Source organism: Streptosporangium sp. CA-135522, from assembly GCF_050949235.1.
Taxonomy (GTDB): domain Bacteria; phylum Actinomycetota; class Actinomycetes; order Streptosporangiales; family Streptosporangiaceae; genus Streptosporangium.
Genome location: NZ_CP192026.1, coordinates 9729098 through 9745616 on the forward strand (window position 1 = coordinate 9729098; position 16519 = coordinate 9745616).

A 16519-nucleotide genomic window follows, 5' to 3' on the forward strand; every position below is an offset into this window, starting at 1 on the left:
CTCGCATCCAATAGAGTCCTTGCCATGAGCCAGCCGGAATCCGCGATCGCGGACGCCCAGGCGGGCGGCCCGAGTAACGGCACCCCAGACAAGGGGCAAGAGCCGCTGGCCAAGCTCGCCGAGCGTTACGGACTTCGGCGTGCCATCGCACGCCCCAGTCTGCCCGTCTACCTGCGCCAGTTGTGGGAACGACGGCACTTCGTCATGACGTACGCGACCTCGCGCAACGTCTCGAAGTACAGCAACTCAGCCCTGGGCCAGCTCTGGCAGGTCCTGACCCCCCTGCTCAACGCGGGCATCTACTACCTGATGTTCGGCCTGATCCTCGGCGCGAAGGGGGACATCAAGAACTATCCCGCGTTCCTCATCACCGGGATGTTCGTCTTCACCTACACCCAGCGCTCGGTGAGCAGCGGCGCCAAGGCCGTCTCCAGCAACCTGGCACTGATCCGTGCGTTGCACTTCCCGCGCGCGGCGCTTCCGCTCGCCTACACGATCCAGGAGTTCCAGCAGCTCCTGATCTCGATGGGCGTGCTGTTCGTGCTGGTGCTGATCACCGGTGAGCCGATCACCTGGCTCTGGCTGCTGGTCCCGGTCGCGCTGCTGCTGCAGACGATGTTCAACATCGGCGCCAGCCTGGTGCTGGCCCGCATCGGCGCCACCGCCCGCGACCTGAACCAGTTGCTGCCGTTCATCACGCGCACCTGGCTCTACGCCTCCGGGGTCTTCTTCTCGATCCAGGACAAGATCGTCGTAAAAAACCACCTGCCGCAGTGGGTCGCGGACGTCATGTACGCCAACCCCGCCGCCGCCTACATCGAACTGATGCGCGACCTGCTCATGCGGACACATGTCGCAAGTTCGTGGGTATGGTCCGTCTGCGTATTCTGGGCCGTGTTCGCCCTGCTCGGCGGCTTCTGGTACTTCTGGCGAGCCGAGGAGAAGTACGGCCGTGGCTGAGTTGACCGAGGAGCTGTCCCAAGTGAAGGCTGAGGAACCCGGCGTCCCGAGCACGGACGTCCGGGTGCACCCCAACCCGGACCCCGCAGGCAACAGCCGCGCGGGCACCCCGACGGTCATCGTGGACGACCTGCACATCATCTACCGCGTGTACGGCGCGGCCACCGAGGCCGAGAAGGGCAACGCGGCCAACGCCCTCATGCGCCTGCTCAAGCGTCAGGGCAGGCCGCAGATGAAGGAGGTGCACGCCGTGCGCGGCGTCTCCTTCGTGGCCCACCACGGCGACGCCATCGGCATCATCGGCCGCAACGGCTCGGGCAAGTCCACCATGCTGCGCGCCATCGCCGGGCTCCTGCCACCCCACTCGGGCGCCGTCTACACCGACGGCCAGCCGTCCCTGCTCGGCGTCAACGCCGCGCTGATGCGCGAGCTCACCGGCGAGCGCAACATCGTGCTGGGCTGCTACGCGATGGGCATGAACCCCACACAGGTGAAGGAGAAGTACGACGAGATCGTCGACTTCTCCGGCATCGGCGAGTTCGTCCAGTTCCCCATGTCCACCTACTCCTCCGGCATGGGCGCCCGCCTCCGTTTCGCCATCGCCTCCGCCAAGGCCCACGACGTGCTGCTCATCGACGAGGCCCTGGCCACCGGCGACCGCGACTTCAAGCGCAAGAGCCAGGAGCGCATCAAGCAGATGCGCGACGAGGCCGGCACGGTCTTCCTGGTCGCGCACAACCTCGACGTGATCGAGGAGACCTGCAACCGGGTCATCTGGCTGCACAAGGGAAAGATCAAGATGGACGGCGACCCGCAGACGGTCCTCGCCGCCTACAACGCCTGAGCCCGGCGCCCCGCGAACCAGGCGTTCACCGTCGGACGCGCCGCGCGACCCGCACCCTGCCGCCCGCACCGAGGCCCGGCGGCAGGGCAGGATGAGGAGCGACCGGCTAAACGCTCCCATCGGAGGTGAATCATGTCCTCACGGCCACCGATTCCATATGACTTCCTGCCCCAGGTGCCCGAGCTGACCGTCGAGAGCGACGACGTCCGCGACGGCGAGACCCTGTCCAAGGCCCACGTGTTCGACGGCTGGGGATCGGACGGGCAGAACATCTCCCCGCACCTGCGCTGGTCGGGGGCTCCCGAGGGCACCCTCGGCTACGCGGTGACGTGCTTCGACCCCGACGCCCCCACCGGCAGCGGATTCTGGCACTGGCTGCTGTTCGACATCCCCGCCGGCGTGACCGAACTGCCCACCGGGGCGGGTCGCGCCGGCACCTCGTTCGGCGTGCACGGCCGTAACGACTACAGCGCCAACGCCTACGGCGGCGCCGCCCCGCCCCCCGGCTGGCCGCACCGTTACATCTTCGCGGTGCACGCCCTCGACGTGGAGAAGCTCGGCGTGGACGCCGACACCCCACCCGCCGTGGTGGGCTTCAACATCACCGCCCACACCCTGGCCCGGGGATACATCGCACCCGTCTACGAAACCTGAGCGACACGCCCGGCGACCGCGACACCGGACGCGTCGCGGTCGCCGGACGACGGCCTCGGACGCCGGCCTCGGACGCCCACCCGCGTCCCGGCTCGGATCACCGGCGCGCCCGGCGGCAATCGACTGACATCGTGATCGGCGTTCCGCTATGATTCGAACGTTGTTTCGATCCGAGGAAGTCGTCATGGAGTGGGGGCGCGCGATGCGAGAGCTTTCGACCGCGATCGACCACCTGGCCACAGAGGACCCGTCCGAGATTCCCCGTCTCCAGCTCGCCGAGCAGCTCATCGAGCTGCACTGGCAGATGGCCAGGCTTCAGGCCCAGATCGCCCGCCGCACCGCCGTGCGGGGGCCGGGCCTCTGAGACGAGCGGAGACCGGCCGGTGCGCACCGGCCGGTCTTCTCTTCACCGTGAATACCGCGATCACTCCGCGGCGTGCCTGGTGACGCCCATGGTGGCGTCGGCCACGGAGTCGACGGCCCCGGTGGCGGCCCTGGCGCCCTCCCCGGTGGTGTTGCCCACCAGGGGCGCGAGCTCGTCGACGGAGGCGGAGCGGACGATCGGGGCGACCGCCCCGGCGACCGGCGCGGCCTCGGCCGGGGAGAGGACGCCCACCAGCGGGGCGAGGGTGCCCGCCCGCTCGGTCCCCTGCGGGACGGCCCGGTTGACGGCGTCGACGAGACCGCCGGCCTCGGAACGCTTCTCGGCCAGCCCCTCGACCGCCCCGGCGGAGATCCGGGCGGTGTCGATGGTCCGCGTGGTCGTGGTGGTCAGACCGCCGAGACCGTCGGTGAGGGTCCTGGCGCCCCGGACGGTCTCGGGCAGCGGGCCGTCCCCGGTGAAGACCCCTGCCGTCGAGCCGCCGGAGGCGAGCCCGTCCACGGAGACGCCGACGAGCTCCTCGACGCCGTCCGAGACCGTCCCGAGCAGCCCGTCGACGTCGTAGGCGCGCCGGGCCGCCGTCCGGCCGCTCAGCCGATCCCGATCACCCCTCAGGGCGACCAGCAGCCCCTGGTCGTCGGTCAGGGCCACCAGGACGTCCCGGCCGTCGACCAGGCCGCCGGTGAGCCCCCCGACCGCCATGGAGACCTCACCCGCCCCGCCCGGACCGTCGAGGATGTCGCGCGACCGCGCCTGAGCGGGTGCGCAGATCGCCGCCGCGAGACCGAACGCCGCCACGGCCACAACCGCCTTGATGACTCGCTTCATGATTGCCTTCCCGGCTTGTGATCGGCCCGCTCGATTTCTCGGAATCGTCAGGAGAAAAGCGGGCCTAAGACCTTGAATTACCGGCGGGCGCGATTTGGAGAGCTACACGAAACGCGCCGGCCGGAAGCTGCATCGGCATTTGTATCACCGCCCCCGGCGGCCCCGGGTCCACCCATGATGATCAAAAATCCCGTCTGGGCCGGGTCTGGAGTCCCAAGCAGGCCGCGCCGGGCGGGCCCGAAGGCCCACCCGGCGCGGCCGGTAAATCTGGAAATAATCCTGCGAAGGATTACGGTCTGCCAATGCTTATGCCGCAAAACCGCGGACACCCGGTGCACATCCTCGCGGCACCGGGGACGGAAACCCGGGAAAGAGGTGGGAAAAAGACTCCACAGGTCGCGGCGGCAGATTTTCCGGTTGCCCGGTATCCGCTTGACCGAACGGATCAGGCGGACAGCCGCTGGGGGACCACCGGCTCGAAGGGGGTGAGCGGTTCGGAGATCTCGGCTGGTTCGAAGGGAAAACGGTCCGCGAACGCGGGCCGCAGATCGGTGAGCCACACGGCCGTGGGGTCGTAGTGCGCGAAGAAGGGGCGCCCGACCAGCTCAGGGTCGCGGGCCTGGATGAGATGGAGGACGAAGACCTTCTGCCCGGCGACCTCCGCGACGCCGTCCACGCAGACCTTGCCGGGCGTGGCCGACATGGAGGGGCCCCGCACCGTGCGGCACAGCCCCGAGACACTCGCGTAGGCGTCCCTGAAGATCTCGTGGGCCCGGGCCAGGGGAACCGCGAAGTAGTCCTGGGGGCCGGTGTCCCGTTCGACGAACATGTAGTAGGGCACCATGCCCATGACGTGCTGCCTGCGCCACATGGACGACCAGATCGCCGGATCGTCGTTGATCGATCTGATCAGCGGCGCCTGGGTCCGGATCGTCGCGCCGGTGGCGAGGATCCCCGTCACGGCGGCCTCGACGATCGGGGACTCCATTTCCCTCGGATGCGAGAAGTGCGCCATGAAGGCCAGGTTCTTGCCCGCGTCCACCACGGAGGCGAACAGGCGCAGCGTGTCGTCGGCATCGGGATCGGAGACGAAGCGCTGCGGCCAGTAGGCCAGTGACTTGGTGCCGATTCGAATGGACTCCAGCTGCTCCAGTGCGAGCAGTGGCTCCAGATAGCGGCGGAGCACCGACTCGCCCATGATCATGGGGTCGCCACCGGTGAACAGCACGCTGGTCACCTGGGGATGGTTCTTCAGATAGCCGAGGAGGTTCTCGACGTCGTCGGAGGCGAATTTCAGGTCGGGCTCCCCGATGAACTGCGCCCACCGGAAGCAGTAGGTGCAGTAGGCGTGACAGGTCTGTCCCTGCTTCGGGAAGAAGAGCACCGTCTCGGGATATTTGTGCTGCATGCCCGGCATCGGCTCCGCGCCGACACGCGGGACGTTGAGGTCGAGCTGACCGGCCGGATGAGGATTGAGCCGCATCCTGACCTCGTGCGCCGCCGCCTGGATTTTCGCGTTCGGGGCACCGGCGCTCAGGAGACCTGCCAGTCTGGTGACGTCGGGCTCGGGGAGCATGTCCGCCTGGGGGAAGACCAGACGATATATGGGGTCATCGGGAATGGCCGACCAGTCGATGAGCTCGTCGACCACGTAGGCGTTGGTGCGAAAGGGCAGTACGGTCGCCACCGCTCTGATCCTGAGCCGCTCCTCGTCTCCGAGGCCACCCCGTCGCAGCAGGTCGTCGAGATGTTTGGTGTTGTAGGCCCGGAACCCGCGCGTGGAGCTTTCCTTCAAGATCACTAAGACTTTCCTCCGTTTTTTGTAGCTCTTCGTGTAAACCTCTCCAGCCAGTCGCGCGTCTAGAGCGCTTATATACCGGACGTAACCACCCCCGCAGCCGGTTCCACTTCGGAGCAAGTTCGCCCACAAGTCGCTATCGCGATATATCTCGACCAGCCGTACAATTCCACCCATGACCCCCCGTGAATCCGCTTCGCGGAACTCCCACACCCCAGCCGTACGCGTCTCCGACGCCCCTGCCCTACGCGCCTCGGACACCCCGGCCATGCGCGCCTCGGACGCCGACCGCGACCGCGTGGCCGCGGTGCTGGCCGAAGCCCTCGCCACCGGCCGCCTGACCAGCCTCGAGCACGCCGACCGCCTGGAGGCGACCTACGACTCGGTGACGGTGGACGAGCTCGTCCCGATCACGCTCGACCTGCCCGACGTCACCCCCGCGGCCGGACCTGCCGCCCCGGTCCGGCAGGAGGTGAGTGCCGTCTTCAGCAAGGTCGTCCGTGGCGGGCGCTGGATCGCCGGACGCAGCACGGCGCTGAGCGCCACGTTCGGCGCGCTGATCATCGACCTGTCCGACGCCGTGCTCCCCGGCCGCGAGATCACCCTTGAGGTCAACGCCTACTGCGGCAAGCTGATCGTCAGGGTACCTGAGAACGCCCACGTCATCGACGAGGTCAGTGCCCTGTTCGCCAAAAGACACATCTCCGGCGGCCATGGCGACGAGGGCGGCCCCGTCATCCGGGTCGCCGGCAGGGTCACCTTCGGGAAGGTCATCGTCGCGCGGGAGAGAAGCGACTGGAATCTCCCTGACAAGCCCTGATCCACCCGGTTGACCCAACCGGTGCCGGACCCGCCTACGATGCGGACAAACCATCCCGCACGAGGTGACCGCTTGCCTGATATCCCCGCTTCCGGCGTCATGCCGATCGCCCTGGACGCGATGGGCGGTGACCACGCCCCCGACGAGATCGTGGCGGGGGCCGTACACGCGGTGCGGGAGCACGGGATTCCCATCCTCCTCGTCGGCGCCCCCCGTCCCCTCATGGAGGCGCTCTCCCGGCACGACGCGCTCACCGAGATCCCGATCATCCGGGCCGAGGAGGCCCTGGCCATGGACGAGGGCGCCCTCGCCAGCCTCCGCCGCCCGCGCTCCAGCATCGCCGTCGCCTGCCATCTCGTACGGCGAGGCGACGCCTCCGCCGTGGTCTCCGCCGGCTCCACCGCCGGCATCGTGGCCACCGGCAAACTTCGGCTCCGCAGCCAGCCCGGAGTCCTCAGACCCGCCATCACCGTCGCCCTGCCGACGCGTCCCACCCCCACCGTCCTGCTGGACGCGGGGGCGAACGCCGAGGTGAAGCCGGAAATGCTGGTGCAGTTCGCGCATCTCGGCGCCGCCTACGCGGAGACCGTCCTGGAGACCGCCGAACCCAAGATCGGCCTGTTGACCATCGGCAGCGAACCGGAGAAGGGCAACAAGCTCGTCAAACGGGCGCACGAGCTGCTGTCGGCCGCGCCCGGCCTCAACTTCACCGGCAACGTCGAGGGGCACGACCTGCTCACCGGAGCCGTGGACGTCATCGTCACCGACGGCTTCACCGGCAACGTGGCGCTCAAGACCATGGAGGGCAGCGTCCGCTACACCTTCACCGAGCTCCGCGAAACGATCAACGAGAGCCGCACGGCCCGGCTGGGCGGCCTGCTGCAGAAGAAGCGCATCAAAGAGCTCAACCAGCGGCTGGACCCGGAGGTCCACGGCGGAGCCGTACTCCTCGGGTTGAACGGCACCGTGGTCATCGCGCACGGCTCCGCACAGGCCAGGGGAGTGAGCGCGGCGTGTGTGCTCGCCGCCACGCTGGCCCGCCAGGGCGTGGTCGCCCGCATCGGCGAGCGCCTCACCGCCGGTCACCGACCCCATCGCCTCTGGTGACTCCGGCCCCGTAACCGATCGATCCCCTCTGGCGACCCCGACCCCGTAACCGATCCATCGCCTCTGGCGACCCCGACCCCGTAACCGATCCATCGCCTCTGGCGACCCCGACCCCGTAACCGATCCATCGCCTCTGGCGACCCCGACCCCGTAACCGATCCATCGCCTCTGGCGACCCCGACCCCGTAACCGATCCATCGCCTCTGGCGACCCCGCCTCCATAACCCTCCAGGGGCCTCCATAACCCTCCAGGGGGAGGACTCGCTCGACTCCCGGACGGGATCGTGGAGCGGCGACGAGTCCCGAGCCGGTCACCGTGGAGATCACCACGCGGACCGGGCCGGGCCGCACCGAGTCGGGTCGCACCGAGTCGGACCGGGTCGGGTCGGACCGGGTCCGGACCGAATCCGCCGGGCTTTTTCACGATCGTGCGATCACCCGACATATCGCCGGGCCACGACCGGTCAACCGATACCCTTGAGTCATGACCGACCCGCAGCTCGTACTGACCGAGCGCGTCCAGCAGGCGCTGGCCGCCGCCTTCGGTACGGAGTACTCCGACGCAGACCCGCTGATCCGTCCCTCGCAGTTCGCCGACTACCAGGCGAACGTCGCGATGAGCCTGAGCAAGCGACTGCGCCGAGCCCCGCGGGAGGTCGCCCAGGAGATCGCCGACCAGCTCACCGGTCGCGCCGAAGGCGCGCTGGACGAGCCCTTCCCCGGCACCGTCGAGGTCAGCGGCCCCGGCTTCCTGAACATCACCCTCTCCGACGACTGGATCACCGAGCAGGCCGCCGAGGTCCTGGCCGACCCGCGCAGCGGCGTCGCCCAGACCGCCTCGCCGCAGACCGTCGTGGTCGACTACTCCGCGCCCAACGCGGCCAAGGAGATGCACGTCGGCCACCTGCGCACCACCATCGTCGGTGACGCCCTGGTCCGCGTGCACGAGCACCTGGGCAACAAGGTCATCCGGCAGAACCACCTGGGCGACTGGGGCACCCCCTTCGGCATGCTCATCGAGCATCTGCTGGACATCGGCGAGGAGACCGCCGTCGCCCAGCTCGAAGCGGGCGAGGGCAACGCCTACTACCAGGCGGCCCGTGCCAAGTTCGACACCGACCCGGAGTTCAACAAGCGCGCCCGCGCGCGGGTGGTGACCCTCCAGGCCGAAGAGCCGGAGACCATGCGTCTGTGGCACATCTTCATGGACGCCACGGTCCGCTACTTCAACAAGGTCTACACCCAGCTCGGCGTGACGCTGACCGACGACGACATCGCCGGCGAGAGCATGTACAACCACATGCTCGCCCAGGTCTGTGACGAGCTCCAGGAGCGCGGCATCGCCGTGGTCAGCGACGGCGCGCTCTGCGTCTTCCCGCCCGGTTTCACCGGCCGCGAGGACCAGCCGCTGCCGTTCATGATCCGCAAGAGCGACGGCGGATACGGCTACGCCACGACCGACATGGCCACCATCCACTACCGCGTGCAGGATCTCAAGGTCGACCGGATCCTCTACGTCATCGGGGCGACCCAGGCACTGCACATGTCGATGCTGTTCGCCTCCGCCAGGATGGCCGGCTGGCTGCCCGACCACGTCAGCGCCGAACACGTCCAGATCGGCAGCGTGCTGGGCAGCGACGGCAAGATGTTCAAGACCCGCAGCGGCGAGTCCATCAAGCTGCTGGACCTGCTCGACGAGGCGGAGGCCCGCGCCGCCGCCGTGCTCGCCGGCCGCGACTACGACGAAGCCACCCGCGCCGAGATCGGGCACGCCGTCGGCATGGGTGCGGTCAAGTACGCCGACCTGGCGGTCAGCCACGACAGCGAATACGTCTTCGACTTCGACCGCATGCTCGCCCTGACCGGCAACACCGGCCCCTACCTGCAGTACGCCACCGCACGCATCCGCTCCATCTTCCGCAAGGCCGGTGTTACCCCGGCCACGGCGACCGGCCCGATCGTGCTCGGTCACCCGGGCGAGCGTGCTCTCGCTCTTCAGGTGCTCGGATTCGGCTCCGTCGTGGAGGAGGTGGCCGAGGGCTCCGCGCCGCACAAGCTCGCCGCCTACCTGTTCGAGACCGCCAGCATCTTCACCACGTTCTACGAGAACTGTCCCATCCTGAAAGACGACGTCGAGCCGGCCACGCGCGCTTCACGGCTCGCGCTGTGCGCGCTCACCCTGCGCGTGCTGGAGACCGGCCTGGACCTGCTCGGCGTCCCGGTTCCCGAACGCATGTGAGCTATCAGCCGGATGATCGCCTTGATTCACCAAATTGAGGCGATCATCCGGCAAAGTTGGGTTCGGCGCGCCTCCCGACGGGGATGACCGAAGCGCACTACGCTGGCGCGGTCACCGGTCACAACTTCGGAGAGTTCTCTGCCTTGAGCACCGACCTGACCGCGAGCCACCACAGCGGGACGGAGTTGCACCGCTACGCCGAGGCGCTCCTGGCGAATCTGGCCGCCGGCGCGGCCGTCTCCACGACTCCACCGAAGTTTCCGGATGTGACCGGCTACTGGCTGGCTCCGGCGGTCGAGGCCCTCGTGCTGCTCATGCGCGGCGAAGACGCGCTCGACCCCCTTGGCCGCGCCGCCCAGCTCGACGGGCAGCGAACCGCGCTCTTCCTCTGCCTCGCTCTGGCCGTCTCCGGTCAGGGCGACCAGATCCACGCCTCCTGGCTGGGCATCGCCTTCGGCGAGATGTCGGCGGACCGTCCGGTGACTCACGGCCAGCGCGCGCTCTGGCTCGCCGCCGCCAGGGGCGCCTACGGCCCCGCCGGCAAGATCTTCGTGCTTCGCAAGCTCGACTCGGTGGCCGCGCCGTCGGAGATCGAACCCGACCGGTGGCTGAGCGCCCTCATCCCCCACGAGCCATCGATAGTGATACCGCCTTCTCTTGTCGACTTTCCGGAGCTCGCCGAGCTTCCCGAGCTGGCTGAGCCCGTCCAGGCCGCCGACCAGCTGTCCCGCCTGCTCGGTCGTTGTGTCGAGATCACTTCCACCCGGGAGGGAACCGGCGGGAGCCCGGCCAACCGCGCGGGCGGGCCCTCCGCGGCATGGGCCGAGGGCGAGCCGCTGACGGTGCTGCGCCACCTGATCGGCTCGGGCGGCCCGGAGGGTCCGATGAACTCGCTCGGCGGCCACCTGCTCGCCGACCTGCAGTCCGGCTCCGACCCCCACCTCGCCGCCATCGCGCTGCACATGGCCACACCGGTCGTGCGAACCGCCGCCGAGCGCCTGGTGCGGGCCACCCAGGTCGATCCGCCGGAATCGGTCACGATGCCGCTGCTCGGACACCGGGTGGTGCTCCGCCCGGAAGGCCCCGATCCCGAGTCACTGGCCGCCGCCGAAGAACGCGTCGCCGTCGAAGGCGTGCCCGTCCGCGGACGGCCCTGGCCGGCATACGCGCTGCTCGTCCTCGCCATCGCGGCTCTGGTGGCCGCACTCGTCACTCCGGCGACGCTGCCGCTCGCGGCGCTCGCCCTGGCCCTGGTGGCAGCGGGCGGCGACCGGCTCTGGCGCCGGCACAAGCGCGAGCGGGCCGACGCCGAATACGTCACCGCCCAGATCTCCGAGCTGCGGGAGCTGGCCGAGGGCGCCGTGTGGGCCCTGCACGAATACGCTCGCGAGAGTGAGAAGCGCGTGCAGACCGCGGTATCGGACCTGGCCGAGCTGACCCGCGTGCTCCGCAGAGGCCCGCGCGCCGGATAGCCGGTAGCGGACGATGGGCAGAGCCGGGGCCGGAGAGTGCGGCACCCGGGTGTGGTAAGCCGTGGAACACCGGGACGGGACCGGGGAACACAGGCCCCGGGCCGAGCCGGACCGAAGAACACGACACCCGAGCGGGACAGCGTCGAGCGACGCCGAACCGGGCAGGAGGGCATCGGCAGGACGACATCGGACAGAACGAACGGATCCTGGAACGCGCTCAGGATAAATGGCGCGTTCCAGTCGTTTCGATCGTCGTGAAATCAGCCGTTGGTGATTTCCACCTCGGCCGGAGCCAGCAGGAAGACCTTCTCCGCGATGCGCTCGATGCGCCCCTCGCAGCCGTAGGCGAGACCCGCGGCGAAGTCGACCATCCGCGTGGCCTCAGCCGTGCTCATGACGTTGACGTCCATGATGACGGTCTGGCCGTCGCGGAAGTGCCGTCCGATGATCGGAGCGTCGTTGTACTTCCTCGGCGTCAGCATCACGATCCGCGAGGGCTCGCTCATCGAACGCCAGCGCTTGGCCGCGCGCTCCGAAGCGGGCTGCCAGTCCTCGTCCTCGCCCTCGACTTCGTCCTCGTAGTCATAGGACTCGTCGTAATCCTCTGCTCCGCCCAGGCCAAGGTAGGTCGCCACCTTGCGCACTGCCCCCATCGGCTCGTCCTTTCCTCAGGACCACGCCGCAGCCGGCTTGTCCTACACCTTGGACGTTAACCGACGGCAAGAAGTTCGCCGCGCGACACGCCCAACGCTTATTCCCACTTTGTACGGCTAGCGCACTGGTTTGCCTGGCCCTCATACCCGCTTTCAGGCAGATATTGTCGTTCGGTTAAAATTACGCCATGCGTATCTATACGGTCGATTCATTTACCGATCAATTCTCCAAGGGTAACCCCGCGGGGGTCTGCATACTCGACAATCCGGCTTCGGACGCCTGGATGCAGACCGTCGCCGCGGAGATGAGGCACTCCGAGACGGCCTTCGTGCTCGAAGGGGAGGCCGGCGAGCCATATTCACTTCGTTGGTTCACGCCGGCGGTCGAGGTGGCCCTGTGCGGACATGCGACCTTGGCCGTGGCGCATGTCCTCTATTCCACAGGATCGGTGCCGGAAACCCTTGAGTTTTCAACGAAGAGCGGGATCTTGGCCGTGAGCAGGGACGAAGCCGGCCTAATCACCATGAACTTCCCCGCCAAGGCGCTTGAAGAGGTGAGCCCGCCGGTGGGTCTGGTGGAGGCGCTGGGGGTCAAGCCTCTCTGGGTCGGCAGGAACGAGTGGGACTATCTCGTGGAGGTGGACTCCGAGGAGACCGTGCAGACACTCTCCCCTGACTTCCTCACCCTGGAAAAGGTGGATGCCCGAGGAATCATCGTCACGGCTCGGGCGTCACAGCCCGGCGCCGACTACGTCTCCCGGTTCTTCGCTCCGAAGGTCGGTGTCCCCGAAGACCCGGTGACCGGATCGGCCCACTGCGCTCTGGCCCCCTACTGGACGGGAAAGCTCGGCTCAGACTCCTTGATCGGCGCCCAGCTGTCCCAACGGGGTGGCATCGTCCGGACGACCGTGCGGGGCGACCGGGTCGAACTGGGCGGTCGTGCGGTGACCGTGCTCTCCGGCGAACTCCACGTCTGAAGATCCTGGCCCGCCGGGCGTAGGGGCCGGCCGGCGAGTTCCAGGCGACAAGGACTGGATCGTACGACGAGAAAAGGGTCGGGAAAACAGAAAAGGCCACCCCAAAGGGTGGCCTCTTCTCAAACGATTGTCCGGCGGCGACCTACTCTCCCACACCGTCCCCGGTGCAGTACCATCGGCGCTGAAGAGCTTAACTTCCGGGTTCGGAATGTAACCGGGTGTTTCCCCTTCGCCATAACCGCCGTAACACTATGAAACTATCAAACACACACAACGGGTGCTTGTTGTTTCAGAATTGCCTAGTGGACGCGAGCAAAATGCTTTGTGGTCAAGTCCTCGGCCTATTAGTACCGGTCAGCTCCACACATTACTGTGCTTCCACCTCCGGCCTATCAACCCGGTCGTCTACCGGGAGCCTTACCCCCTCACAGGGTGGGAGACCTCATCTCAAGGCGAGCTTCCCGCTTAGATGCTTTCAGCGGTTATCCCTTCCGAACGTAGCCAACCAGCCGTGCTCCTGGCGGAACAACTGGCACACCAGAGGTTCGTCCGTCCCGGTCCTCTCGTACTAGGGACAGCTCCTTTCAAGTCTCCTGCGCGCGCAGCGGATAGGGACCGAACTGTCTCGCGACGTTCTAAACCCAGCTCGCGTACCGCTTTAATGGGCGAACAGCCCAACCCTTGGGACCTACTCCAGCCCCAGGATGCGACGAGCCGACATCGAGGTGCCAAACCATCCCGTCGATATGGACTCTTGGGGAAGATCAGCCTGTTATCCCCGGGGTACCTTTTAGCCGTTGAGCGACGGCGCTTCCACAAGCCACCGCCGGATCACTAGTCCCAGCTTTCGCTCCTGCTCGACCCGTCGGTCTCACAGTCAAGCTCCCTTGTGCACTTACACTCGACACCTGATTGCCAACCAGGCTGAGGGAACCTTTGGGCGCCTCCGTTACTCTTTAGGAGGCAACCGCCCCAGTTAAACTACCCACCAGACACTGTCCCTGATCCGGATCACGGACCGAAGTTAGACGTTCAAAACGACCAGAGTGGTATTTCACCAATGACTCCACGGTAACTAGCGTCACCGCTTCACCGTCTCCCACCTATCCTACACAAGACGTTCCAAACGCCAATGTCAAGCTGTAGTGAAGGTCCCGGGGTCTTTCCGTCCTGCTGCGCGTAACGAGCATCTTTACTCGTAGTGCAATTTCGCCGGGTCTGCGGTTGAGACAGCGGGGAAGTCGTTACGCCATTCGTGCAGGTCGGAACTTACCCGACAAGGAATTTCGCTACCTTAGGATGGTTATAGTTACCACCGCCGTTTACTGGCGCTTAAGTTCTCAGCTTCGCACACCCAAAGGCGCACTAACCGGTCCCCTTAACGTTCCAGCACCGGGCAGGCGTCAGTCCGTATACATCGTCTTACGACTTCGCACGGACCTGTGTTTTTAGTAAACAGTCGCTTCCCCCTGGCCTCTGCGACCCCCACCAGCTCGGAGTGCAAGACTCGTCACCAGCGAAGGCCCCCCTTCTCCCGAAGTTACGGGGGCAATTTGCCGAGTTCCTTAACCACAGTTCACCCGATCGCCTTGGTATTCTCTACCTGACCACCTGAGTCGGTTTCGGGTACGGGCCGCCACGACACTCACTAGAGGCTTTTCTCGGCAGCATAGGATCACCCACTTCGCCACAATCGGCTCGGCATCACATCTCAGGATTAACGGACCGCGGATTTGCCTACGGTCCTCCCTACCTGCTTACCCCAGGACTACCATCGCCTGGGCTGGGCTACCTTCCTGCGTCACCCCATCGCTTACCTACTACCAGATCAGGCCAGGCGTTCACTCTGACGCCGTCCCCGAAGGGACAACCGAGTTAAGGACCCTTAGTATCACTGGATTCAGTATTGGCGCATCGTAGCGGGTACGGGAATATCAACCCGTTGTCCATCGACTACGCCTGTCGGCCTCGCCTTAGGTCCCGACTTACCCTGGGCGGATTAGCCTGGCCCAGGAACCCTTGGTCATCCGGCGCAGAAGTTTCTCACTTCTGATTCGCTACTCATGCCTGCATTCTCACTCGCACGGCCTCCACAACTAGATCACTCTGCTGCTTCGCCGGCCGCACGACGCTCCCCTACCCATCCACACACCTAAACCACAAAGGCTCAGCAAACGTGTGAATGCCACGACTTCGGCGGTGTACTTGAGCCCCGCTACATTGTCGGCGCGGAATCACTTGACCAGTGAGCTATTACGCACTCTTTCAAGGGTGGCTGCTTCTAAGCCAACCTCCTGGTTGTCACTGCGACTCCACATCCTTTCCCACTTAGCACACGCTTAGGGGCCTTAGTCGGTGGTCTGGGCTGTTTCCCTCTCGACTACGGAGCTTATCCCCCGCAGTCTCACTGCTACGCTCTCACTTACCGGCATTCGGAGTTTGGCTGACGTCAGTAACCTGGTAGGGCCCATTAGCCATCCAGTGCTCTACCTCCGGCAAGAAACACGTAACGCTGCACCTAAATGCATTTCGGGGAGAACCAGCTATCACGGAGTTTGATTGGCCTTTCACCCCTAAACACAGGTCATCCCCCAGGTTTTCAACCCTGGTGGGTTCGGTCCTCCACGCGGTCTTACCCGCGCTTCAACCTGCCCATGCCTAGATCACTCCGCTTCGGGTCTACAGCATGCGACTGAAAACGCCCTATTCAGACTCGCTTTCGCTACGGCTCCCCCACACGGGTTAACCTCGCCACACACCATAACTCGCAGGCTCATTCTTCAAAAGGCACGCAGTCACATCACAGACGTCCGAAGACGCCTACGCTCCTACGGCTTGTAGGCACACGGTTTCAGGTACTATTTCACGACCCCTCACCGGGGCGCTTTTCACCTTTCCCTCACGGTACTTGTTCACTATCGGTCATCAGGGAGTATTTAGGCTTACCAGGTGGTCCTGGCAGATTCACACAGGATTTCTCGGGCCCCGTGCTACTTGGGATCCCCTCAAACAGTCGACAAGATTTCGCCTACCCGGCTCTCACGGTCTCCGGCGCTTCTTCCCAGAAGCTTCGACTATCCCATCGATTTCTCACTGCTTACGGTCTCGGCAGAAACCGTCAGAGGGTCCCACAACCCCGCACACGCAACGCCTGCCGGCTATCACACGCATACGGTTTAGCCTCTTCCGCTTTCGCTCACCACTACTCACGGAATCACTAATTTGTTTTCTCTTCCTACGGGTACTGAGATGTTTCACTTCCCCGCGTTACCACCAACCGCCCTATACATTCAGGCGGAGGCAACACCACATGACTGGTGCTAGGTTTCCCCATTCGGACATCCCCGGATCAAAGTCTGGTTGGCGACTCCCCGGGGCTTAACGCAGCCTCCCACGTCCTTCATCGGCTCCTGATGCCAAGGCATCCACCGTGTGCCCTAAAAAACTTGGCCACAAAGATGCTCGCGTCCACTATGCAAATCTCAAACAACAAACAGCGACCAGATCCGTCCCGCCACCAACACCCGGCCCGAAGGAGAAGACGATCGTCTTCCCCCCGGCCACGCTGGTATGACAGGAGGCTGGTCCCGCACGAGGTCACACAGACCACGAAGCCCACCCGCAGGCAGGCTCCGTATCCGGCCCGTTTCCTCAGGACCCAACAGTGTGTCCAGACCCATCCGCGCCCCCCGGCCGACGTTCCCCTCCCGACTCCGAAGAGTACGAGCGGTACTAGCCGACCCAGGCGAACCCGGATCATCCGATTAGCCAGTGCTCCACTAATG

Annotated in this window: 12 protein-coding genes and 2 rRNA genes; 9 read left to right on the forward strand and 5 right to left on the reverse strand. The window is 65.9% G+C overall.

Features of this window, described 5'->3' with window-relative positions; translation table 11 throughout:
• Positions 1-24: 24 nt before the first annotated feature.
• The 4 genes from ACQPYK_RS45680 to ACQPYK_RS45695 all read left to right on the forward strand — a co-directional run bounded on the left by ACQPYK_RS45680 (position 25) and on the right by ACQPYK_RS45695 (position 2822).
• Positions 25-960, forward strand: a complete 936-nt coding sequence (locus tag ACQPYK_RS45680) for an ABC transporter permease (protein WP_433246696.1) — start codon at positions 25-27, stop codon at positions 958-960.
• Complete coding sequence (locus ACQPYK_RS45685; RefSeq protein ID WP_433246699.1) at positions 953-1804, forward strand: ABC transporter ATP-binding protein; 852 nt, start codon at positions 953-955, stop codon at positions 1802-1804. The genes ACQPYK_RS45680 and ACQPYK_RS45685 overlap by 8 nt, the downstream gene beginning before the upstream one ends.
• 132 nt (positions 1805-1936) lie before the next feature.
• Positions 1937-2458: a YbhB/YbcL family Raf kinase inhibitor-like protein gene (locus ACQPYK_RS45690; protein WP_433246702.1), complete on the forward strand. Its 522-nt coding sequence runs from the start codon at positions 1937-1939 to the stop codon at positions 2456-2458.
• 160 nt (positions 2459-2618) lie between these two features.
• Positions 2619-2822 (forward strand): hypothetical protein, encoded by a 204-nt coding sequence (locus tag ACQPYK_RS45695; protein WP_433246705.1) that lies wholly within the window; start codon positions 2619-2621, stop codon positions 2820-2822.
• A 60-nt stretch (positions 2823-2882) separates the two neighbouring features.
• Here ACQPYK_RS45695 and ACQPYK_RS45700 read toward each other — a convergent pair whose 3' ends face one another.
• Both ACQPYK_RS45700 and ACQPYK_RS45705 read right to left on the reverse strand, forming a co-directional pair.
• Positions 2883-3668 carry a hypothetical protein gene (locus ACQPYK_RS45700; RefSeq protein ID WP_433246708.1) on the reverse strand — a complete coding sequence of 262 codons (786 nt, stop codon included), beginning with the start codon at positions 3666-3668 and terminating at the stop codon, positions 2883-2885.
• Positions 3669-4113: 445 nt separating this feature from the next.
• A complete protein-coding gene (locus tag ACQPYK_RS45705; RefSeq protein WP_433246711.1) occupies positions 4114-5469 on the reverse strand; it encodes a KamA family radical SAM protein in 1356 nt (451 codons plus the stop codon).
• A 172-nt stretch (positions 5470-5641) separates the two neighbouring features.
• Between ACQPYK_RS45705 and ACQPYK_RS45710 the strand changes: the two genes are divergently transcribed.
• From ACQPYK_RS45710 to ACQPYK_RS45725, 4 genes are all read left to right on the forward strand, one after another.
• Positions 5642-6286, forward strand: a complete 645-nt coding sequence (locus ACQPYK_RS45710) for a DUF1707 SHOCT-like domain-containing protein (RefSeq protein WP_433246714.1) — start codon at positions 5642-5644, stop codon at positions 6284-6286.
• 99 nt (positions 6287-6385) lie between these two features.
• Positions 6386-7393: a phosphate acyltransferase PlsX gene (gene plsX / locus ACQPYK_RS45715; RefSeq protein ID WP_433259106.1), complete on the forward strand. Its 1008-nt coding sequence runs from the start codon at positions 6386-6388 to the stop codon at positions 7391-7393.
• Between the two features lie 484 nt (positions 7394-7877).
• On the forward strand, positions 7878-9632 hold the full coding sequence (argS, locus tag ACQPYK_RS45720) for an arginine--tRNA ligase (protein ID WP_433246717.1): 1755 nt from the start codon (positions 7878-7880) through the stop codon (positions 9630-9632).
• Between the two features lie 143 nt (positions 9633-9775).
• Positions 9776-11104 carry a hypothetical protein gene (locus tag ACQPYK_RS45725; RefSeq protein WP_433246720.1) on the forward strand — a complete coding sequence of 443 codons (1329 nt, stop codon included), beginning with the start codon at positions 9776-9778 and terminating at the stop codon, positions 11102-11104.
• Between the two features lie 260 nt (positions 11105-11364).
• Here ACQPYK_RS45725 and ACQPYK_RS45730 read toward each other — a convergent pair whose 3' ends face one another.
• Positions 11365-11757: a cell division protein SepF gene (locus ACQPYK_RS45730; protein WP_433246723.1), complete on the reverse strand. Its 393-nt coding sequence runs from the start codon at positions 11755-11757 to the stop codon at positions 11365-11367.
• Positions 11758-11945: 188 nt separating this feature from the next.
• On the opposite strand from ACQPYK_RS45730, the gene ACQPYK_RS45735 reads away from it, so the two are divergent.
• Positions 11946-12734, forward strand: coding sequence for a PhzF family phenazine biosynthesis protein (locus tag ACQPYK_RS45735; RefSeq protein WP_433246726.1), 789 nt, complete (start codon positions 11946-11948; stop codon positions 12732-12734).
• Positions 12735-12863: 129 nt separating this feature from the next.
• Here the strand turns inward: ACQPYK_RS45735 and rrf are convergent.
• Positions 12864-12980: ribosomal RNA gene (gene rrf, locus ACQPYK_RS45740) — 5S ribosomal RNA — on the reverse strand.
• Positions 12981-13058: 78 nt separating this feature from the next.
• Positions 13059-16186, reverse strand: a 23S ribosomal RNA gene (locus tag ACQPYK_RS45745).
• Positions 16187-16519 lie beyond the last annotated feature (333 nt).